Source organism: Amycolatopsis xylanica, from assembly GCF_900107045.1.
Classification (GTDB): domain Bacteria; phylum Actinomycetota; class Actinomycetes; order Mycobacteriales; family Pseudonocardiaceae; genus Amycolatopsis; species Amycolatopsis xylanica.
The window spans coordinates 384,798-405,225 of record NZ_FNON01000004.1; the positions used below are offsets into that span (position 1 = coordinate 384,798).

General features: G+C 69.6%; 20 protein-coding genes and 1 pseudogene. 10 read left to right on the forward strand and 11 right to left on the reverse strand.

Annotated elements, in window-relative coordinates; translation table 11 throughout:
* Positions 1–69: 69 nt before the first annotated feature.
* The 4 genes from BLV57_RS20765 to BLV57_RS20780 are packed head-to-tail and all read right to left on the reverse strand — an operon-like array spanning position 70 to position 6,176.
* Positions 70–1,068, reverse strand: a complete 999-nt coding sequence (locus BLV57_RS20765; protein WP_425426014.1) for a methyltransferase — start codon at positions 1,066–1,068, stop codon at positions 70–72.
* Positions 1,069–1,091: 23 nt separating this feature from the next.
* Positions 1,092–2,996, reverse strand: coding sequence for a DUF8189 domain-containing protein (locus BLV57_RS20770; RefSeq protein ID WP_091291207.1), 1,905 nt, complete (start codon positions 2,994–2,996; stop codon positions 1,092–1,094).
* A complete protein-coding gene (locus BLV57_RS20775; protein ID WP_091291209.1) occupies positions 2,993–4,648 on the reverse strand; it encodes a PLL family lectin in 1,656 nt (551 codons plus the stop codon). Before BLV57_RS20775 ends, BLV57_RS20770 begins: the two co-directional genes overlap by 4 nt.
* Positions 4,649–4,673: 25 nt before the next feature.
* Complete coding sequence (locus BLV57_RS20780; protein ID WP_218134847.1) at positions 4,674–6,176, reverse strand: PLL family lectin; 1,503 nt, start codon at positions 6,174–6,176, stop codon at positions 4,674–4,676.
* 198 nt (positions 6,177–6,374) lie between these two features.
* Here BLV57_RS20780 and BLV57_RS20785 point away from each other — a divergent pair, with 198 nt between their 5' ends.
* Together BLV57_RS20785 and BLV57_RS20790 are read left to right on the forward strand one after the other, a co-directional pair.
* Entirely contained in the window at positions 6,375–7,373 is a 999-nt protein-coding gene (locus tag BLV57_RS20785) for an AfsR/SARP family transcriptional regulator (RefSeq protein WP_091291211.1), read from the forward strand.
* A gap of 92 nt (positions 7,374–7,465) precedes the next feature.
* Complete coding sequence (locus BLV57_RS20790) at positions 7,466–8,185, forward strand: hypothetical protein (RefSeq protein ID WP_245757432.1); 720 nt, start codon at positions 7,466–7,468, stop codon at positions 8,183–8,185.
* Here BLV57_RS20790 and BLV57_RS20795 read toward each other — a convergent pair.
* Entirely contained in the window at positions 8,175–9,230 is a 1,056-nt protein-coding gene (locus BLV57_RS20795; protein ID WP_091291213.1) for an amidohydrolase family protein, read from the reverse strand. The two genes, BLV57_RS20790 and BLV57_RS20795, sit on opposite strands and share 11 nt — an antisense overlap.
* Positions 9,231–9,603: 373 nt before the next feature.
* Here BLV57_RS20795 and BLV57_RS20800 point away from each other — a divergent pair, with 373 nt between their 5' ends.
* Positions 9,604–10,152: a hypothetical protein gene (locus BLV57_RS20800; protein WP_091291215.1), complete on the forward strand. Its 549-nt coding sequence runs from the start codon at positions 9,604–9,606 to the stop codon at positions 10,150–10,152.
* Here BLV57_RS20800 and BLV57_RS20805 read toward each other — a convergent pair whose 3' ends face one another.
* Entirely contained in the window at positions 10,153–10,950 is a 798-nt protein-coding gene (locus tag BLV57_RS20805; protein WP_091291217.1) for a pentapeptide repeat-containing protein, read from the reverse strand.
* A gap of 77 nt (positions 10,951–11,027) precedes the next feature.
* Between BLV57_RS20805 and BLV57_RS20810 the strand changes: the two genes are divergently transcribed.
* From BLV57_RS20810 to BLV57_RS20825, 4 genes are all read left to right on the forward strand, one after another.
* Positions 11,028–11,588, forward strand: a complete 561-nt coding sequence (locus BLV57_RS20810) for a PadR family transcriptional regulator (protein WP_091291219.1) — start codon at positions 11,028–11,030, stop codon at positions 11,586–11,588.
* Positions 11,585–12,556, forward strand: a complete 972-nt coding sequence (locus BLV57_RS20815) for a hypothetical protein (RefSeq protein ID WP_091291221.1) — start codon at positions 11,585–11,587, stop codon at positions 12,554–12,556. Before BLV57_RS20810 ends, BLV57_RS20815 begins: the two co-directional genes overlap by 4 nt.
* On the forward strand, positions 12,553–13,086 hold the full coding sequence (locus BLV57_RS20820) for a pyridoxamine 5'-phosphate oxidase family protein (protein ID WP_425426015.1): 534 nt from the start codon (positions 12,553–12,555) through the stop codon (positions 13,084–13,086). Before BLV57_RS20815 ends, BLV57_RS20820 begins: the two co-directional genes overlap by 4 nt.
* Positions 13,087–13,212: 126 nt before the next feature.
* Complete coding sequence (locus tag BLV57_RS20825) at positions 13,213–13,821, forward strand: hypothetical protein (RefSeq protein WP_091291224.1); 609 nt, start codon at positions 13,213–13,215, stop codon at positions 13,819–13,821.
* A gap of 153 nt (positions 13,822–13,974) precedes the next feature.
* Here the strand turns inward: BLV57_RS20825 and BLV57_RS20830 are convergent, their stop codons facing one another.
* From BLV57_RS20830 to BLV57_RS20845, 4 genes and pseudogenes are all read right to left on the reverse strand, one after another.
* Positions 13,975–14,748, reverse strand: a complete 774-nt coding sequence (locus tag BLV57_RS20830) for a class I SAM-dependent methyltransferase (protein ID WP_245757433.1) — start codon at positions 14,746–14,748, stop codon at positions 13,975–13,977.
* A gap of 1 nt (position 14,749) precedes the next feature.
* Positions 14,750–15,582: pseudogene (locus BLV57_RS20835) on the reverse strand (oxidoreductase).
* A gap of 24 nt (positions 15,583–15,606) precedes the next feature.
* A complete protein-coding gene (locus BLV57_RS20840; protein WP_143047109.1) occupies positions 15,607–16,155 on the reverse strand; it encodes a hypothetical protein in 549 nt (182 codons plus the stop codon).
* 21 nt (positions 16,156–16,176) lie between these two features.
* Positions 16,177–16,734, reverse strand: a complete 558-nt coding sequence (locus tag BLV57_RS20845) for a TetR/AcrR family transcriptional regulator (protein ID WP_091291229.1) — start codon at positions 16,732–16,734, stop codon at positions 16,177–16,179.
* 82 nt (positions 16,735–16,816) lie between these two features.
* On the opposite strand from BLV57_RS20845, the gene BLV57_RS20850 reads away from it, so the two are divergent.
* From BLV57_RS20850 to BLV57_RS20860, 3 genes are read left to right on the forward strand one after another with little or no spacing between them, the layout of a single operon-like run.
* Positions 16,817–17,392 carry a DUF2867 domain-containing protein gene (locus tag BLV57_RS20850; RefSeq protein ID WP_091291231.1) on the forward strand — a complete coding sequence of 192 codons (576 nt, stop codon included), beginning with the start codon at positions 16,817–16,819 and terminating at the stop codon, positions 17,390–17,392.
* A 60-nt stretch (positions 17,393–17,452) separates the two neighbouring features.
* Entirely contained in the window at positions 17,453–17,839 is a 387-nt protein-coding gene (locus BLV57_RS20855) for a DUF1761 domain-containing protein (protein WP_245757434.1), read from the forward strand.
* Between the two features lie 14 nt (positions 17,840–17,853).
* Positions 17,854–18,255, forward strand: a complete 402-nt coding sequence (locus BLV57_RS20860; protein WP_091291232.1) for a DUF1801 domain-containing protein — start codon at positions 17,854–17,856, stop codon at positions 18,253–18,255.
* Between the two features lie 32 nt (positions 18,256–18,287).
* On the opposite strand, the gene BLV57_RS20865 is transcribed toward BLV57_RS20860, so the two are convergent.
* A complete protein-coding gene (locus tag BLV57_RS20865; protein ID WP_218134848.1) occupies positions 18,288–20,387 on the reverse strand; it encodes a glycoside hydrolase family 9 protein in 2,100 nt (699 codons plus the stop codon).
* Positions 20,388–20,428 lie beyond the last annotated feature (41 nt).

Below are 20,428 nucleotides of genomic sequence, written 5' to 3' on the forward strand. Positions count from 1 at the left end.
GCATCCCCGCTGTCGCGCGAATTAAAAGGAGTCGTGAGTGTTTAGACCGGTTAGAACCGGCCGGAACACTCACGACCCTTGCGCGAGGCGGAACTCGAGGAGGTTGCGCTGGTCGGTGAGGGCGACCGTCGACTGGAGGACCAGGCCGTGTGCCGAGGCGAGGTCGCGGAACTCGTCGACGCGGCGTTCGCGGCCGCCGAAGATCGCGAGCATGGCCAGGTCGAACTCGGTGTTGTCCTGCCGCCCGCCGAGCGCCTCGATCACCAGGATGCGGCCGGCGGGAGCGCAAGCCTCCACGCACCGGGCCAGGATGCGGTGCGCGTCGCGATCGTCCCAGTCGTGCAGGATGTCGCACAGCAGATAGGCGTCAGCACCGGCGGGAAGCGGATCGAAGAAGCTGGACGCGGTCACCTGCGCCCGATCTTCGACCTGGTGCGCGGCGAACGTGCGCACGGCCTCGGTGGCGGTCGGATCGAGGTCGACCAGGTGTCCGCGCAGCGAGTCATGCGCGACCAGGATCGCCGCGAGCAAGCTGCCATGGCCGCCACCGACATCGACGATCGTCGTGAACCGGCCCCAGTCGAAACCCGCCACGAGTCCGGGGATCTGCTCGCGGAAGCGGTGGGTCATCTGTTCGTCGAACGACGCTCGCAGATGCGGCTGCTGGGCGAGGTCGGTCCAAAAATCCTGCCCGAAGCGGCGCGTGTAGCCGGGCTCGCCGGTGGTGACGCTGTGCAGGAGTTCGGCGAACGCCATCTCGGCGCGGCCGCCCGCCATGTCCAAATGCAAGAAGTTGGTCAAGCCGTTGCCCGCGTCCGAGTACAGCGTCGCGCCGAAATCGGTGGTGCGGTAGCCGGTCGACGTGCGCTCGACGATCCCGAGCGACGTGAGATGGCCGAGCAGGAGTTCGAGCGGCACCGGCGCCACACCGAGATCGGCCGCGACCTGGCCGACGGTCGCGCCGTCGCCACGCAGCCGGTCCGGCAGGCCCAGTGTCACCGCGACGCGCAGCGCCATCGGGGTCGCCAGGCCTGCCAGGTTCCGGATCTTGGCTACGTGATCATTCACGACTGTCGAGGGTTCCAGCTGTGTCAACCGATTAACGGCCCGCCCGCCGGCGCCCACGCGGACCAGCCGCCGCTCGGGGTGACCTGATAACGCCCGTACAGCATGCGGCCACCGGAGAGGATGTCGATCCGGCCGTCGGCGTTGGTGCCGAAGCCGGAACCCACCGCGCCCGCCCCGAACGTCTCCCACGCCGACCAGCCGGTGCCGTTCTCCCAGCGGTGCTCGGTGGTGATCCCGTTGGCGGCGAACACTTCCAGCCTGCCATCGGCGTTGCGTCCGATGTGGACACGGGCGCCAGGCGGCCCGCCGAACGCGGTCCAGCCGGTCCACTCCCCCGCCACCTGGGTTCGCCGCGACGTGCCCGCCGCGCCACCCGCGATCAGTTCCAAAGCACCGTCCGGGCGCCGGTTGAGCGCCAGATGCGCGACGCCGGGCACGGTGCCGAACGGCTCGAACGCCCGCCACCCGCCGCTGGGCACGTCCTGCTTTCGGCGCTGTACCGTGCCGTTGGCGGCGGCGATCACCTCAAGGCGGCCGGTCGCGTCGAGACCGGTGGCGAGCACCGAATCGGCGGGTCCGCCGAACGGCTCCCAGCCCATCCACGCCCCACCCGCCTGCCAGCGGTGGAAGATGCCTTCCGATCCGCTCGCGAAGACCTCAAGGCGGCCATCGGCGTTCTGGGCGACCGTCAGATCATGCGCGGCCGTGCCGAAGTTTTCCCAGCCCTGCCAGACATTCGGCGCCGATTGGCTCCGATGGTCCACCCGGCCCTCCCCCAAGGCGAACAGCTCCAGCCGCCCGTCGAGGTCGCGGGCCGCGGACAGCGTCGCGAATTTCGGTCCTCCGAAAGGAAACCAGTCCGACCATGGTCCATTGCGGACGGTCTGGTAGCGCGACCATACCTGGTCCGGCCCGCCCGCGAACGCCTCTTGCCTGCCGTCCGCGCCGGACACGAGCACCACCCGGCCGCTCGGATCCGAACTCGCGTCGGCCGCGTACCGGCTGCTCCCGGTGCCGAAGTCCAGCTCCGCCAGCCACACTCCGCGCTGGCCCCACCCGGCATGGCTGACCCACCATTTGCCGTCGGTGTTCACTAGCTCGGCGGCATGGCTGAACACGTGGCCGGACAGCTGATCGGCCGAGAACCTGAACGGATCGTTGCTGGTGAACACATCCGTGCCGACGTACCCACCGCGCGGGCCGAGGAACAGGTGCCACGCGCCCGCCTCGAATACCACGAACGGCGACTCGGTGTTCCCGCCGCCGAAGCCGCGTGACGGGTCGGTGAACGCGATCGACCGCGCGCTCCAGTGCACCAGATCGGCGCTCGTCCGGTAGGCCACCACGTGGTTCCCGCCGCCGGGATCGCTGGTCGCGGTGTAGTACATGACCCACTGCCCGCCGATCCGCACCACATACGGGTCCCGCGCGACCGCGCCGTCGCGGAACAGCGGCCCGCTCGGCAGCCGCGTCCAGGTGAACAGGTCGGTCGACGTCGCCAGGTTGATCGCGTGCCGGGCTCCGTCGGCGCCTCCGCCCGCGTAGAACATGTAGTACGTCGAGCCGTTCTTGATCACGTGCGGCGCCCACAGGTGGGTTTCGCCGTACGCGGGATCGGTCTCCAGCACGGGAGCCTGCTTCGTCCACGGGCCGGTCAGACTCGGCGCGGTGGCGTGGGCGAACGTGTCCTCGTCGTCGTCGACCGCGGGTTCGGCGTGCGTGATGCCGAACAGGTGCCAGGTGCCCCGCGCGTCCTGGATGAAGGTGTGGTCGTTGATGTACCACGCCTGGTCGTCGCTCGGGTCGTAGATCTTCACGAACGGTGTGGCCCCGGTCTGCCCGGACGGTTCGGCGGCCGCCGCAGGCGGTGCCGCCCCCACGAGGACCGTGAGGACGAGCACCGCCAGCAGCGTGTGGACGCGGGTCATCCGACCGCCGGGCCGGAACCGTTGAGCCAGCCCCATTCCGACCAGGTGCTGAACCCGGTCTGCCAGCGGTGATAGACGCCGGCCTGGCTCGTGCCGAAGACCTCGATCCGGCCGTCAGCGTTGTTGCCGGCGGCGACTTCCGTGCCGCCGGTGCCGAAGTTCTCCCACGCCGAGAACGCCGCGTTCGGGCGGCCCTGCCAGGTGTGGCTCGCGGTGGAGGCGTTGACCGCGAACAGTTCGATGCGGCCGTCGACCGAGCGCGACGTGGCCAGCTCGGCGTTGGTGATCGTGCCGGAGCCCTCCCAGCCGGACCACGCGGTCGGGCTGGTCTGCCAGCGATGGAACACGCCGCTCGCGTTGGACGCGAAGACGTCGAGCCTGCCGTCCTGGTTGTAGCTGACGGTCACGTCGTGCCCGCCGGTGCCGAAGTTCTCCCAGGACGACCAGGCACCGTTGACCCCGGTCTGCCACAGGTGCTCGAACGTCGCGTCGGACAGCGCGAACACCTCGAGCCGCCCGTCCGGCGCGTTCTCCACGGCCAGCCGCGAGTTGACCGGTCCGCCGAAGGTGCCCTCCCAGCCAGACCAGCCGCCGTTCGGCGCGGTCTGCCAGCGGTGGAACACGCCACTGCCGTTGGACGCGAAGACCTCGATGCGGCCGTCGGCGTTGTTGCCCGCGGCGACCCGGTAGCCACCGGTGCCGAAGTTGGCCCACGAGGACCAGTTCCCGCTCGGCGCCGTCTGCCACATGTGGTCGAGAGTGCTGTCCGACAAGGCGAACAGCTCGAGCCTGCCGTCGGCGTTCGCGGCGATCGTCAGCTGCGCGTTCCGCGGCCCGCCCTCGGCACGCCACGTCGACCAGCCGGCGTTCGGGTCGGTCTGCCAGGAGTGGTAGACGCCGTCGGCGCCCGCCGCGAAGGCCTCCAGCCTGCCGTCCGCCGAGCGCCCGGTCACCACGCGGCCGTTGCCGAACGGGTGCTTCGGGCCGCCGCCCATGCCGGTCCACAACGCGTTGACGATCGTCGTCGCGTCGCCCGCCTCGACGCCGTAGAGGTAGCGGAGGTCTTCACGCGGGCGCTGCACGTCGGCGGCGACCTCGCCGATCGGCGCGTTGTTCCAGGAACCGTTGGGGTAGAACTGCTGCATCACGTCGAGGAACTTGTTGGTCGCGTGCACCGGGTCCATGCACTCGGCGGGTGAACCCCAGCCCTGCGACGGGCGCTGCTGGAACAGGCCGACCGAGTCGTAGTCGACGGCCTCGCTGTAGTTGTTGATGCTCGACTCGACGATGATCGTGGCGACCGCGATCGCCGCGGCCTTTTCGTTGAGGCCACGGGCTTTCACGGCCTGCGTGACGACGCGCGCGCACGAGACCTTGTAGCCGTTCATGTACCCGGCCATCTTGTTGCGCAGCTGCGGGTTGAGCTGATCGGCCATGATCCCGTCGGACGCCGACGGGCCGGCCGGGTCGCACGGCACGGTCGGGATGGCCATGCCCCTGGCCGAGCCGACCTCGGGTGAGTCGCCCGGCTGGTCGCCGACCGGGCCGGGGATGGGTGGCGGCGCGGCGAGCGCGCCGGTGGTGGTGCCGATGACCGCCGCCGCGGCGAGCGCGACGCCGATCGCGGCGCGCGTCAAACTACGTCTCTTCATGTGTTTTCCTTGTGTGCGAAGGGAATTAGCGGATCGCTGGTCCTGCGGAATCCTTGAGCCAGCCCCACCCGGACCAGTCGGCGAAGCCGGTCTGCCAGCGGTGGAAGACACCCGCGCCGCTCGACGCGAAGACCTCGATCCGGCCGTCCGCGTTGTGGCCTGCGTTGATCTCGGTGCCGCCGGTGCCGAAGTTGTCCCAAGCCGAATAGGGCGCGTTGGGGTTCGTCTGCCAGGTGTGGCTCGCGGTGGCGCCGTTGACGGCGAACACCTCGACCCGGCCGTCGACCGAGCGGTCCGAGGTCAGCTCGGAGTTCGCCGGGCCGCCGCCGGTCCCCTCCCAGCCCGACCAGCTGGAGAACCCGGTCTGCCAGCGGTGGAACACGCCGTTGGCGTTGGACGCGAACGCCTCCAGTCGGCCGTCGGTGTTGTGGTTGACGGTCAGGTCGTGCCCGCCGGTGCCGAAGTTCTCCCAGGACGACCAGGCGCCGTTGACCCCGGTCTGCCACAGGTGCTCGAACGTCGAGTCCGACAGCGCGAAGACCTCGAGCCTGCCGTCGAGCGCCGACTCCATCGCCAGCCGCGAGTTCGCCGGGCCGCCGAGGGTGCCTTCCCAGCCCGACCAGCCGCCGTTCGGGGAGGTCTGCCAGCGGTGGAAGACGCCGCTGCCGTTCGACGCGAACACCTCGATCCGGCCGTCCGCGTTGGCGCCGGCGGCGACCCGGTAGCCACCGGTGCCGAAGTTCTCCCAGTTCGACCAGGTCCCGCTCGGCGAGTTCTGCCAGATGTGGTCGAAGGTGCCGTCCGACAGCGCGAACAGCTCGAGCCTGCCGTCGGCGTTCGGCGCGATCGCGAGCTGGGCGTTACGCGGCCCGCCCTTGAACTCCCACGCCGACCAGCCGGCGTTCGGCTCGGTCTGCCACGAGTGATAGACGCCGTCGGCGCCCGCCGCGAAGGTCTCCATCCGGCCGTCGGCCGAGCGGCCGCTCACCACGCGGCCCGCGGCGTACGGGTGCGGCGCGGCGGCGGTGTCCTCGATGATCTTGGTGTAGCGGAGCGCCTTGTAGTCGCCGTTCGGGTGCCCGTCGAGGGAGGCGTCGTTGATGTTCGCGCGCAGATGGCGGACCGGCGTCGAGCCGAAGGAGTAGTAGGAGAAGCCGCCGTGGTCGTCCTCCCACTGATGGAAGAGGAAGACGTGGTCGTAGTAGGAGTTGAGGATGTCGCCGGGCCGCAGGTCGGCGCGCGGGATCTCCTGGGAGTAGTTCGGCAGCGCGCCGGTCCACGGGTTGTCCGCGAGATGCCAGGCCATGGAGATGTAGCCGGAGCAGTCACGGCGATAGCGGAAGTCGCCGCCGGGGCCGGGCGCGTCGCCGCCCTGGTTGTAGGGACCGGGCTGGTGGTCGACCCAGTACTGGGCGCGCCAGATCACCTCGCTCCGGGTGATCGGGCCGCCGAGCGCGGAGCCTTCCGCAGCGGCGGGCATGGCCATCCCGGCTAGGGACAGCGCGGCGATGAGCAACAGTAAAAGCACTCTGGCGGGTTTCAAGGGCACCTCTCCGGGGACGGGGGCGAGCGGCTCCGGAGGTTGCCAGCAGGCGATGAAAAACCGATGACACGAGGCGTTTCCGCTGGCCGCCCGCGACCGGCCATCTCTGGCCGGTTACTGACCTGGCCTGGTCAGGAGCCCGGACGCCACGATCGGTGCTCAGCCGACAAGGGGGGACTCGTCATGCCGACGACAACACTCGACGACCGCGCGCCCGCGGTCACCCAGGCCGAGCGCGCGGTGCTCCGCGGCATCGGCCGCGGCCTCAACGACACCGAGATCGCCGCCGCGCTCGCCACCTCCGACACCGCGGTCGCGCACTCGATCGGCAGGCTCTTCGCCAAGCTCGGGCTGCGCGACCGCGCGGCCGCCATCGTCTACGCGTTCGACCACGGCATCGTCACGCCCGGCCCCAAACCGGTCGTCCCGGGCAGCTTCCGGATCTCGGTGCTGGGCCCGCCGCGCGCCTGGAACGACGCGAAACCACTCGACCTCGGCCCGGTCCGGCAGCAGGCGCTGCTCGCCGCGCTGGTGCTGCGGCCGGACCGGACGGTCAGCCAGCGCGAACTGCTCGAAAGCGTGTGGGGCCTCGACGCGCCGGTCGGGAACGTGGTGCCGGTGTACATCTACCGGCTGCGGCAGAGCCTGCGCCGCGGCGACGACCGGTCCGACTCGATGATCGTGCGCGACCGGTCCGGCTACCGTTTCCGCAGCGAAGGCGTCCGGGTCGACACTTTCCAGCTGGACGCACTCGCGGCCGAGGCCGAAGCGTCCCACCGAGCGGGAGACCTCGAAGCCGCGGTCGGCGCGCTGGCCCGCGCGATCGGCCTGTTCGACGGCGAGCCGCTGGCGGGCCTGCCCGGCCCGTTCGCGGAACTGGAGCGGCTGCGGCTGACCGAACGCAGACTCTCGCTGTCGCTCCGGAAGGCGGAGTGGCAACTCCGGCTCGGCAGGCACGCGGAGGCGATCGACGACATCAGCGCGTCGGCGACGGCGCACCCGCACAGTGAGCCGGTGGCCGCGCTCCTGATGCACGCGCTCGCCACGAGCGGCCGCCGCGCCGAGGCGCTGGCCGTCTACACCCGGCTGCGCGACCGGCTCGCCAAGGACCTGGGCGTGGAGCCCGGCGCGCGGATGCGTCACCTACACGGTGCTGTTTTGCGTGGTGAAGACCGGTCCTGACCAGGCACCGGCCACAAATGGCCGGTTCGGAGCCTGTCGTCGCACGTGATCATCTCGCGATGATCGACTCCCGGCGTTGAAAGGAGAATGACGTGAGGAAGAGCTTCGGCCGCTGGCTGCTGGCGATCGCGTTGGCGGTCGCCTGTGTGCCCGTCGGACAGGCGCAAGCCGCCCCCGCGAAACGGCCATGCGGACCGGTCATGTTCGTGGTGCCCGGCTATCAGGACGGCGGCGCGTTCAAGCTGCTCGACCGGAACTTCGCACCGGACGGCGCCGATCCGGTGCGCATCCCGTACCCCAACAGCCAGGCCGACATCAACCTGTACGCCGACGTCGACGCGGGCGTCGCCAACCTCAGAACCGCGCTCTACAACCTGTACGTCACCTACAACTGCGACCTCGACACGAAGGTCTACATCGTCGGCTTCAGCCTCGGCGCGCTCGTGGCTGGCACGGTGCTGGAGACCGAGCCGCCCGACCGCAACATCCAGGGCGTCCTGTTCTCCGACGGCAGGCGTCAGTCGGTCGAGTCGAACCAGCCGGGCGACCCCGGCGGCCTCATCGGCCGTCTTCCGTTCCCCGGCCCCGGCGGCGCGGGCCTGCGCCCGCTCGACGCGTTCCGGTATCCGACGCTGACGTTGTGCAACGGTCCCCGATCCGGTGGCGGCGCCGACGTGATCTGTTTCGGCGGCTCGGACCTGAACAGCTACTTCACCTCGCACCCGTTCTACAGCTTCGACGTGGCAGGCGAGCTCGGCGTGCACGGCGAAGGCCCGTACGACCACAACCTGCGCAACCGCGTCATCCCGTGACGGACGGCCGGACCCGGCGCCCGCGCAGGATCACCGCCAGCGGTTCGGCCAGCAACCCCAGGTCGGTGCGCGGGTCTCGCGCGTAGACGACGGCATCGGCGGGCGCCCCGGGTTCAAGCCCCTTGAGCCCGAGGTACTCGCGCGCCGACCACGAAGCCGCCCCCAGCGCGTCATGCGGCCGCATCCCCGCGGCCGCCAGCGCGCGCACCTCGGTGGCGACCTGCCCATGCGGCCGGGAATCGGTGCCGGCGAGCACCAGCACCCTGGCCTCGGCGGCGGCCGCGACCAGCGGCCCGTGCGCCTCGGTCCCGCCGAGCAGCCAGTCCTTGGCGGGACCGTCCGGCCGGTCGCCCAGCCCAGTCACCATGTCCTGGAACCCCGACAGCGTCGGCGTCAGCGCGATGCCTTTGGCTGCCATGTCGGGCAGAAGGTCCTGGTCGAGCCACATCCCGTGCTCGACGGAATCGACACCGGCCCGCACCGCGGCCGTGCTGCCCGCGGCATGCTGGGTGTGCACGGCGACCCGCCCGCCGACCCCGTGCACGGCCTCGGCGACGGCCGTCAGCACGTCGACGGGCACGGCCTCGTCGTCGAGCCGCCAGTCGGCGATGATCTTGGCCCAGCCGCTGCGCTTCGCCTGCGCGGCGGCCACTCCCGGCAGGTCGGCGTGCTCGACGCGGTTGCCCCAGCCGTCGAAGAACTGCCCGCGCTGCGCGAGCCACGGCCCGGCGTGCGAAGCGCGCGGGAGTTCCGGGTCCGTCCCGAACCACTCCGGCGGCTGACCGGCGAGTCCGGGCGATCGGATGAGGGTGACCCCGGCGTCGACGTGCAGCCGGAGGTCATCGCGGAGCAGGTCCTCGTCGAGCGGATCGCCGGGCTCCGCGGCGCCGGGGTGAGTGTGGGCGTCGACGAGCCCGGGCAGCAGCCAGCCCTCGGCGACCAGCTCGGCGTTCGGGACCGGGTCGGTGGTCCAGCGATCGCCGTCGGCGTAAAGGTCGACGTACTCGCCGTGCGGTAAGGCGTAGCCCCGGATACGGATGACCATCGAAACCCCCAAGTCTCGACCCGAACGTACCGGGATTCGCGGCCGGACGCCTCGGCGTACGCAGGGGTCGTGAGTGTTGCGACCGGTTCTAGCCCAATGCCGTTAGTTGAGACTTGGCTTGCGTTGTCAATCGACGCGTCAGCGCGCGAAATCCGAGTTTGGGCCATCCACTGGCCCAAACTCGGATTTCGCGAAGGTCGGGCCCGTCGTGAGGGTGGACGTTGTGAACGGGGCGTTCACAACGTTCACCCCCACCCCTGCGGCACCCGCCGAGCGGCAGGCTTGATCAACCGGCCGCAACACTCACGACCTGAGACGCGCTCTTCGTAAAAAAGCTGATGCGTGGGCATGCCCGCCGGGCGATCATGGGACCGTGGATGAGCTGCTGAACGTCGCGCTGAACGAGGCGACCGTGCTCGGGTTGCGCCCGCGCCCGGACGGCGGCGTCGCCCTGCTGCTCGAGGTCTTGGCGCTCCCCGAAACCCCGGACGCCCGCCGCGAGCTGATCATGTCCGGGGTGTCCAGGGTCCGGGTGCTGCTGCGCCGAGAGATCATCGGCGAGGGCTACGGCCCGCCGATTCCCTTGGACGGCTTCGCCGCCATCGAGGCGTTCTTCGCGTCGATCACGCTGCCCAAGTCGATGTACGGCTGGGAATTCTTCGACTTGCCCGACGTGCCCGATGACTGGCCGCCGAATGTGAGCTTCGATGTCCGGCCGTCAGCCGGGCCGGGTTCGCACTCGCTGCACTGGTTCAACGAAGCCGGGCTCGACAGCGAGCAAGGCGGCTACACGCCGTACTGCATCGAAGGAATCGTCGAGTTCGAAACACTCGCCGTGACGTACGCCGACGGCACGCCACTGTCCCTTGAGGACTTCGCCGCCGCGGGAAAGCGTTGGTGGGACGACTTCTACCGCGTGTGATCAGCCAGGAGGAGTGAACCCGTGTGGCCAGACGGTCGCCTCGTCGGTGATGACACCGCTGAGATCCGCGCCTTCGAGATTCGCGCCGGTGAGATCGGCTGAACGCAGGTCCGCGCCACGAAGCGTGACGTCGAGCAGCGTCGCACCACCGAGTTTCGCGCCGACCAGGCTCGCGCCGTCGAGATTGGAGTAGGCGAAGCAGACGCGGGGAATGTCCAAACCGTCGAGGTCGGCGCCGCGCAGGTCCACCCGTTCGAGCTCGGACGACGCCCCTTCGCCAATCACTGATCCACGTTTCAGCACGGCCAGCACGGCACCGATGTCGTCGGGGAGGCCGCCGTGGAAGCGGCTCCGGTCCGGTTCCGGACCGAGCGGCGGCCACGGAAGCTGCTGGCGGACGAACGCGGTGAGCAGCGCGTGCGCGTGGCCCTGATAGCCGGGGTCGAGGTCGGCCAGGAGTTCCAGCGCGTAGACGCCGCCGTGCCTGACCGACACCTTGTCGCTGGCGAGCTGGTCGATGGCCTTGGTGAACAGGTCGATCGTGTGCCCCTCGCGGTTGGCGCGCACCTGACGCAAGGTCATCATCGCGCCGAGTGCCACACCGCTGAGCGCGAGCAGCCCGGCGAACCCCTGCAGCAGCGTGGAACGGCCATCGTTGCGCGCCTTGAGCTGCTCGGCCGGGGTCAAGCCCGCCACCGGCCCGACCAGCAAATCCGGCCCGAAGACCAGGCAGCTCACCAGGCCGCCGGCGAGTGCCAAGACCACGAGCACCACGACGACCGTCACCTTGACGCGCATGCCTCCCCCTTCGTCAAGCCGAAGGCCGACAGTAGTCGATGTTTGCGCTTAGGCGTATACGTCTATAGGCTGGCTTCATGCCGTTGGACGCGTCACGCAACAGCCTCGTGCTGCCCCTGCTCGGACTTCTCGTCGAGCAGCCGTCGCACGCCTACGACCTCACGACCCGGCTGAGCGAGCGGTACACGCATCTGCCTGCCACGCGAAGCACGGTCACCTCGCTCCTGAAAGCCTTGGAGAGAGCCGACTTGGTCACCTCGCGCACCCCGGAGCGCGTCGGCAGACGCCCACCGCGCACGGTCTACGAGTTGACCGAGACCGGCATGGCGGACTTCCGCACGAAGATCGAAGCGGGGCTGCGCGAGGCTTTACCGGCGTCGACCGACTTCGTCATGGCCGTCGCCTACGCTGGCGCGCTGTCACCCGACGACGTGTTGTCCATTTTGGACGCCCGCGCCGACCGTCTCGGCCAGGAACTCGCCGCGCTGCAAGGACTTCCCGACGGCGTGTCCGAGGTACACATGCTCGAGGTCACCTACTGGCGCGCCGTTCTGGCCGCCGAGATCGCCTGGATCGAGACTCTGGCTTCGCGCATCCGCACCCACGACATCGACTGGCCGGAAGGGACCGCACCATGAAGTTCGGCATCTACCCCGGCGGGCGCGCGGGCACCGTCTGCTCGCACCCGCCTGACACCGCCGCGATCGGCTCGCTCGTCGACGAGCTTTCGGGTGGCCACCCGTTCGTCATCCGCGAGTACGTGCATTTCTTCGGCGACTCGGCTTCGCCGGACGTCATCGCGTCACTCGGCGCCGAAGACGAACTCGAGCACCTCACCATGCCCGATGACTGGTACGCCGCAGGGCGTCGCGAGCTGGACCTCGTGGTCAGCTATCTCCCCCAGACCGCGGACATGCCGGGCTGGCTGGCGTTTCTCGACGCCGTCATCGACCGCTACGGCCACCTGACGCGCTACCTCCAGGTGACGCTGGAGCCCAACTTCCCGATCCCGTTCATCGACGGCAGCTCCCCCGGAGTCCGGGAAGCGCTGACGCAAGGCATCCCGCACGCCCGCGCCACGCTGAACCGACGTGGCCTGGAGGACGTCCGGGTCGGCTTCTCCGTCGCCGAGCCGCCGGAATGGCTGGGCGGCGACGGCGACTTCTGGCAGCATCTGGGCGGCTTGCCGGATTTCGCGGCACACGTCGACTATGTCGGCCTGGCGCTGTACCCGGACGCCTTCTCACCCGTCCCGCCGGAAGCCGTCGCGCCGATGACCACGCACGCGCTCCACCACCTGCGCGAACAGTCGCTACCGGCGGCCGGGATTCCAGCCACGACGCCCATTCACATCGCCGAGAACGGAACACCTCACGACTCACTGAGCGCCATGCTCGGCGCGATCGTCGCCGACCGGGAATCGCTGAACATCACCCACTACGAGCTGTTCAGCCTCCGCGACGCCGACAGCGCGTCGTCCGAGCCCACCGGCTCGCTCGGCCTCGTGACCGACACCTACCGCCGCAAACCCGCCTTCGAGACTTATCGGAATTTCGTCGACTCGATGTGTCGACCCGGCGCCGTCCCGTTCGACGCAGGAGTATGACAAACACTGTGAACGAGCCGACCTCGACCACCAACCTCGACCACTCCGGGTCAGCCGCGCTGGACTGGAGCCGCCCTCGCGACGTCCTCGTCGCCGACACGCCCGAGACCGACCTGACGTTCTTCGTCTCGACCGTCCGCCCGGACGGCCGCCCGCATTCGGCGGGCGTCGGCGCCATCTGGGTGGACAACGCGCTGTACTTCGTGAGCGGCCCCGGCACCCGCCGCGCCCGCAACCTGGCCGCGAACCCCGCGTGCGCGGTCTCGGTCCGCCTGCGCGGCATCGACCTCGTGCTGGAGGGCGACGCGCACCGGGTCACCGATCCGTCCACTTTGGAGCAGATCGCGGCCGTCTACCGGTCCGGCGGCTGGCCCGCTTCCGTCGAGGGCGACGCTTTCACGGCTCCGTACAGCGCGCCGAGCGCGGGACCGGCGCCGTGGCACCTGTACCGGCTCACCCTCCACACCGCCTTCGGGGTGGCGACGGCCGCGCCATACGGCGCCTCGCGCTGGGACTTCACGGCCCAGTGAGCGCCACCGACTGGGGTCGTGAGTGTTTAGACCGGTTAGAACCGGCCGGAACACTCACGACCCCCGGCCGCACGCCCACTCCGAATTGGGGTGCGGCGCCGGGGGCGATCACCGATGATGATGCCCATGACCGACACCATCCGGCTGGCCGTGACGCCGACTGACGTGGGTGACTTCCAGGTGGAGGTCTACGTCAATGACGTCGAGATGACCGCCGAAGGCGCGGGGCTCGGGATGGATCCGTTCGACGTTCTCATCCCGGTCAACCGGCTGGCGACCGAAGGTACCGTCCCGATCGCCCGATGCACTTGCGGCAACTACGGCTGCGGCGTCACCGATGTGGCGATCACCCGCGAGGACGGCCGGGTGCACTGGGAGTGGCTGGTCGAGAAGCCGATGGACCGGATCGTGTCGTTCGCGGCCGAGCAGTATGACGCCGAACTCGCGCGGATGACCGCCGATCATGCGTGGGAAACGCCCGAGCGGACGGCCGGGCGGCTCATCAAGACCGGGGTCGACCGGGAGCGGCTGCGCTCGCAAGGCGTCGAGCTGGGCTGGGTGAGCAATGACCATCGAGATCCCGAGCGGCTCCTGATTCATTTCACCCTCGGAGGTCGCGCCGCCTACCTCCACATACCGTGGAGTGGGCGCCGTCCGGACGAGGTGGCGCGAGAGGCCTGCGCGACTATGGCGTCGCATCCCCGTGAATGGCCTGCCGCCTACACACTCTGGTGATGAATGGCAACCGCTCCTCCCCCTCGTGCGTGTACCGGGCACGAGGGAGAGGAGCCCGTCATGGAGCGAGAGGAAGTCGAAAGCCCGCCGTCGTGGGCGATCGGGCTGGACATGGGTGAGCCGCGTTTGTGCGCTGCCGCACCGAAAAAGCCGTCAAAGGCGCCAGACGTCGACGCTGACGTCGTGCGTCCGCTCGGAAAAAACACGACCTCCCAATAACTTCCGCAAGTCGGCCTCGAACGAAGCCAGGCGGTCGCCGAACAAATGCGGCGCCGAACTGGACAGCGAGAAGACCGAGGCGACGATGTCGTCGGGCTCGCGGACGACCACCCGGCCCGGCACCCGGATCCGTTGAGGGCCCGTGAAACCCGCCGCCCGATAGATCTCGGTCTCGCCTCCGAGCGTGCCGTTCGGCAGGGTGCCTTGGCCCGCGCGGCGTACCGGGCCGAGGTAGGCGCGGACCAGGTCGGCGATCGCCGCGTACGACGGCCCGGCGCCTTCGTCGATGCCTTGGTGCGTGGTGGCGTGGATGTGCACGCAGGCTCCGCCGGGCTCGAGCATTCCGCGCACCTTCGCGGCGACACGGGGGCGGTCGAGCCAGTGGAACGACTGCGCGAACGTGACCAGCCTGAACTCACCGAGGCCGGCGGGCAGTTGCTCGGCACGCAGGTGCAGCCAGCGGCAGTTGGGGACGGCCGCGCGGGCCGCTTCGGCGAGCATGCCGGCGTCGGCGTCGATCCCGATCGCTTGCTCGAAGTGGCCCGCCAGCAGCAGTGTCAGGGACCCGGGGCCGCAGCCCACGTCGAGCAGGCGACCGGAACCGTCTAGGTCCAGTTCGGCCGCCAGCGCGTCGGCGAGGGCTGCGGGGTAGGCGACACGGCCCCGCGTGTAGTAGGCGGCGCTGCCCGCGTAAAGCGACGGGTCCACGTCAGTCGAAATCGGTGCCGCGGCTCACCTTTTCCCAGGTCGCGACGTCGGCGCGGAAGCGGTCGGAATGGGCGAGGAGCAGGTCGACCGCGTCGTTGCCGAGCGGGAGCCGCAGCGGGGTTTCCTCGGCGTCGAGTGCGGTGATGATCGCCGCGGCGGCCTTGGCGGGGTCGCCTGCCTGGGTGCCGTCCGAGGCCGCGGCATTGCGGACGGTCGCGCCGACCGTGTCCTGGTAGGCCGGGATCGGCTTGGAGACCGCGAATCCGTTCTGCAGATTGGTGCGGAAGTTGCCCGGCTCGACGATCAACACCTTGATGCCGAACGGTTTCACCTCGTCGGCCAGCGCCTCGGACAAGCCTTCGAGCGCGAACTTCGCCGCCGAGTAGGCGGAGTAGCCCGCGAACGACAGTGCCCGCCCAGGCTGCTGATCTGCACAATCGCCCCGGAACCTTGACCGCGCATATGTGGCAGCACCGCGCGGGTCATCGCGGCCGCGCCGAAGAACATCACCTCCAGCATGCCGCGCAGCTCGGCGTCGGTGTTCTCCTCGACCGCGCCGACCAGCGCGTATCCCGCGTTGTTCACCAGCACGTCGATCCCGCCCCGCCAGCCAGCGGCCTCCGCCACCGCGGTGGGGATGCGCGCGGAGTCGGTCACGTCGAGTTCGAGCGGCAGCACCCGGTCCGGATGCGCGGACACCAGATCGGCCAGCGCCTCCAGCCGCCGCGCGCTGGCCACGACATGGTCGCCCGCGGCGAGCGCCGCCTCCGCGATGGACCGCCCGAAACCGGACGAAGCGCCCGTGATCAACCAAACCTTGCCCATGGCCCCCATACCTTCCTGACGACTACCCCCACACTACGTATTTTCTTTGCCCCGCAACCACACTTCGCGCCATCGATGGGCGTCGTCCGGCCGCGCCACGGCACGGCGCGCGCCCAGTCCGAGCGGATCCACTCCGCACTCGGGACACGGGACGTCCGAGGCCGGGGTCCGCCCGCAGGCGAAGCAGAGCGTCGATCGGCTCGCGCCGGACTCGTGCGCGGCGATCACGCGCTGGACCACCACCGCCAACCGCGCGGTGGGATGCTTGTCGAAAACGGGACAGTAGGCGAGCATCCTGGTTCGCCATCGGTCAGCGTGGCTTGGAATCCGGTGACCGGCCGCCTTTTCCCGACGGCGCCGCGCGATGAAGTCTTCCTCAGAAGCCAGCCACACCAGCCGGGCCTGCTCCAGTTCCTCCAGCATGCGCACCAAGGACGGCTCGCCGACGACGAGATGGTGCCACGTGGCGCGGAAACCGTACGGCGCGAAACGCAGCACACATTCCCGCAGCGCCAGCACCCGGTCGCGCTGTGGCAAACCTGTATCGCGAACCTTGCGGGCTGATGCGAAATAGCTGGTCACCCCAAGGAGGGTATCGACGCGCTAGCGCAGCAACCACTTACTTGTCAGGCGCATGACGTCGCGGCGGCTCCGGCCGCCGTGGTCGGCCGCGATGAAGTGGTTCCCGATGCGCAGCGAGAACGCGAGCAGCGCACGCACCTCGACGTCTTCCTCGTCCTCGCAGAACTCCCCGAACAGCGAGCGCAGGTAGTCCATCCGGGCGTTGTCGGCGTGGCGGAGGCGCTCGGCGACCGCGTCGTCGCGGCGGGCCCAGTCGCGGATCGCCAAGTCGGCGGTGGTTCCCGTCAACGGGCCGTCCGCCGACGAGGCGATGCGGAAGAGGCGCTCCAATTTGGACCTGGCGTCGCCGCCGCCGCTCTCGACCTGCTCGATGATCTCCTCGGTGACCGCGCGCTCCCAGGCGTCGAGCATCTCGGCGAGCAAGGCGTCGCGGTTGCGGAAGAAGCCGTAGAAGCCGCCCTTGCTCACGCCGAGCGCCTGCGCGAGTGGCTCGATGCGGACGGCTTCGGGGCCGCCTGCGGCGAGGGCGCGGAGGCCTTCCTCGATCCACTTGCCGCGCGGGGTGCGGGTGATGCCCATGTGATCCCTCTCATCTATACGCCACCGTATAGATAGGTGCTAGCCTCGATGTATACGCCATCGTATAGATAAGGGGCACGGCATGAGACTCGCCAGCACCGAACACACTTCACGCCCGTGGCGGATTCACGAGATCGCCGCCGACTTCCGCCTCGAAGACGTCTGGGCGATGCCGACGCCCGGCGGCCCCGACGACCTCGCGCGGCTGGTGGACCAGTTCGCGAGCGGCACCGGCGGGCCGATCAGCTCGCCGGTGCCGAAGGCGCTCTTCGCGATCCGCTGGCAGCTCGGGAAGGTGCTGGGCTGGGACAAGAAGGACGCCGCCGAGCTGATGCCGTCACTGCGGGAACGGCTGCCGGAGGACCTGGCCGAAACCAGAGGGCCGGATCTTCAGGCCGTGCCCTTCACCTCCGTCTACCAGACCCACGACGAGTGGGTCGCCGAGATCCGCAACCGGACAGTCCACGCGCTGATGCACATCGGCTGGGTGCCGGACGGCGACGGCCACCGCGGGCAGATGGCCGTGCTCGTGAAGCCGAACGGGGTGCTCGGCCGGGTGTACATGATGGGCATCAAACCCTTCCGCTACCTGGGCGTTTACCCGGCGCTGCTGCGCGGGATCGGCCGCGGCTGGGAAGCGAACGCGAATTCGCGCTGAAGACATGTCGAAAAGCCGCCGCCTGCTTCTACACCCCTCCAGAAGCGAGAGGAGAAGCAAGTGAGCAACGTGAACTTCCTGGCGGTCGGGGTGGCGACCGTGGTGGCCTTCGTGGTGAGTTCGACCTGGTACATGGTGTTCGGTGCCGCGCGGGCCCGCCTGCTCGGCGCGGATCCGGCCGAACAGGCGAAGCCGGTGCCGTGGAAGATCGGCACCGAGGTGGTCCGCACGCTCGTGCTGGCCGCGGTGTTCGCCGCGCTGCTCGGGAGCGGCTCGCTGGGGACCGCGGTGCTGCTGGGGCTCGGCCTCTGGGTCGGGTTCCCGGCACTGATCCTGACCGGATCGGTGGTCTGGGACGACGCGCCGTGGCGGCTCGCCGCCATCCACGCGGGCGACTGGCTGGTGAAACTGCTGGTGATCGCTACTGTCATCGGTCTCTGGAACTGAAGGGGGAACCAGCCATGAGCTACGTGACCGACTCGCGCGTCGACGACTACATCGGCAAGCTGCCCGAGTGGCAGCAGGAGATCTGCCACGAGGTCCGCGACCTCGTGCACGCCGCGGATCCCGAGGTCGAGGAGACCATCAAACGCACGGTCCAGCCGTACTTCGTGCTCCAGGGCAACGTCTGCGCCCTGCTCGCGGCCAAGACGCACGTCAACGTCTTCCTCTACGACGGCGCGATCGTGCCCGATCCCGAGGGCATCATCACGGCCGGGCACGACAACAAGACCGCCCGGACCGTCTCGTTCCGCGAGGGCGAGCCGATCAACAAGCCCGCGCTCCTGGCGATGTTCCGGCAGATCATCGCCAACAACCGGGCAGGCGGCTGGCGCAAGCTCAAGCGTGACTCGAGGTCGTGAGTGTTCCGGCCGGTTCTAACCGGCCATACCACTCACGACCCCACGAAGGCGGTTATCCAGACCAGCGAGGAGTTCCAGTTGATGGCCACCTCGTTGGTCGAATAGGACCCAATCTCGTCGATGTAGCACTTCGCGGGCGGGCAGCCCGGGAGGTTCTGCTGCGCGACGGGGTCCGCCAGCGCGGAGTTGGGGCCGCCCGCGAGGGAACCGGGCGGCGGCTCCGGCAGCTTCGGGTCGAGTTCGTGGGCGAAGATCCGGTGGTGCTGGTTGTGACTGGCCCGCTCGCCGTACCCGGTCACGAACGACTGGTTCAGCGCGTTGCGCCCGAGCAGGTAGTCCATCGACTCGAGCACCGCGTCGCGGTAGCCGGCGCGATGGGTGAGGTCGTACGCGGTCGCGATGATCATCGCGTTGTTCGTGGTCGCGCTATTCGATCCCCAGGCGTACTGGCCGTCCGCTGGCAGGTAAGGGTTGGGATAGCCCTGCGCCTTCAGGTCGCGCACATAGCCGTCGGCGACCGCGAGGACACGCGAACGGGCCGCGCGCACTCGATCCGCGGGGAATCGGGATGGCAGTCGCACGATGGTCAGGTCGGCCAGTCCCCCGGTGTCCTTCCAGGAGAAACCGTCGGCCGTGAGCCTGGTGGTCACCCTGTCCAAATAGGACCGCTTGCCCGTGGTCGCGTACAGCTCCGCACCGGCCCACGAGAACTCGTCGGTGACGTTCGTGTCGTCGTATGGCCCGCCTCCGACGTTGTCCTCACGCGGCGCGTAGACGGCGGGATGCGCGACGGCCGCGTTCCACGCCTTCTCCGCGACGCTCAGGCAACGCTTCGCGAAAGCCGGATCCCGCACGGCCCAGACACGCGCGCACTGCGCACCGGCAGCGGCGAGATTGAGCGTGGCGGCCGTCGACGGCGGATGCAGGTAGCGCGGCTGAGGATCGTTCTGCGGCTGGGTCGGGAGCGGGGTCCACGCCTCGTCGTGGATCTTGTGGTGTGCCATGCCCGCGAGCGGCTTGCCGTCAGGAACCTGCATGCGCAGCAGGAACTCCATCTCCCAGCGCGCCTCGTCGAGCACGTCCGGAGTGGACGGTGACCGCTCGTAGGAGTCCATGAGCTGCCACGCGGCGAGCGCGCCGTTGACGACGTACTTGCCCTGATCGCCCGCGTCGTACCAGCCGCCGCGCACGTCGAGCGAGTAGTCGCAGGTACCGGGCCTGCAGGGCACCTGGATATCGCCCTTGTTGGGCGCGACGCCGAGATGGCCCGCCGGACGCGCGTACGGGTCACCGACGATCGCGATGCCGCTGCGGTTGTAGTAGAAGTACTTGAGCGCGTCGCGGCGCAACGAGCCGTACAGATTCTCGGCGATGTCGAACGGCAGGCTGACCGCGTCGCCGACCGCGATCGTGTAGCCGGTCCCGGCCTTCCGGAAGCCGCTGAAGTCGGCGAGGTGCACGTGGTCACCCGACATCGCGTCGTCGCCGCGGACCCGCGTCTCGCCTTCCGCCGCGATCGCGCCTGAAGCGTCGAGCAGCCGCCAGCGCACGGGCTCGCGAGTGGCGTCCACAATGGACGCCTGCTTGGGCCCGGACACCGCGTAGCCAACCTGGTTGACCCGGACCGGCGAGCCGAACGTCCGCCCGCCGCCGGGCGGGATCGCGCCGCCGGTCAGCGAGACGTCGTCCAAACACAGCCTGTACGCCTGAGTGGCGCCACCGGCTTGGAAACCGACCTGGCCGTGGAGCGTGGACACCGCGGCGGGCCCGGTGAACTCGAAGGTCGTGGGTGTGCCGGTCAGCGCGGCGGGCTTGGTGAAGCTGGTCGTGCTCGGCGGGACGGCGAGCCCCAGCGCGGCGCGGATCGTCACGTCGCGGCTCGCCGAGGCGGTGAACCGCAGCGTGTACGGCTGACCGGCCTCCAGCGGGATGTCGTTCTGGCCGATCATCGACTCCCACGGGTTCACCGTGCCCGCCGGGACATCGGCGCAGAGCCGCCCGGAGTCCACTGTCGACGGTGTGTTCCCGCTGCTCCACCAGGGAGCCTTGCCAATGCTGAACGTCCCGTTGAGCACGCGCTCGTACGGCTCGGCGTGCGCGTCGGTGGCGAAGCCGACCACGAGCACGGCCACCAGCCCGCCGACCGCCCACCGGGGTCGTGAGTGTTTTGGCC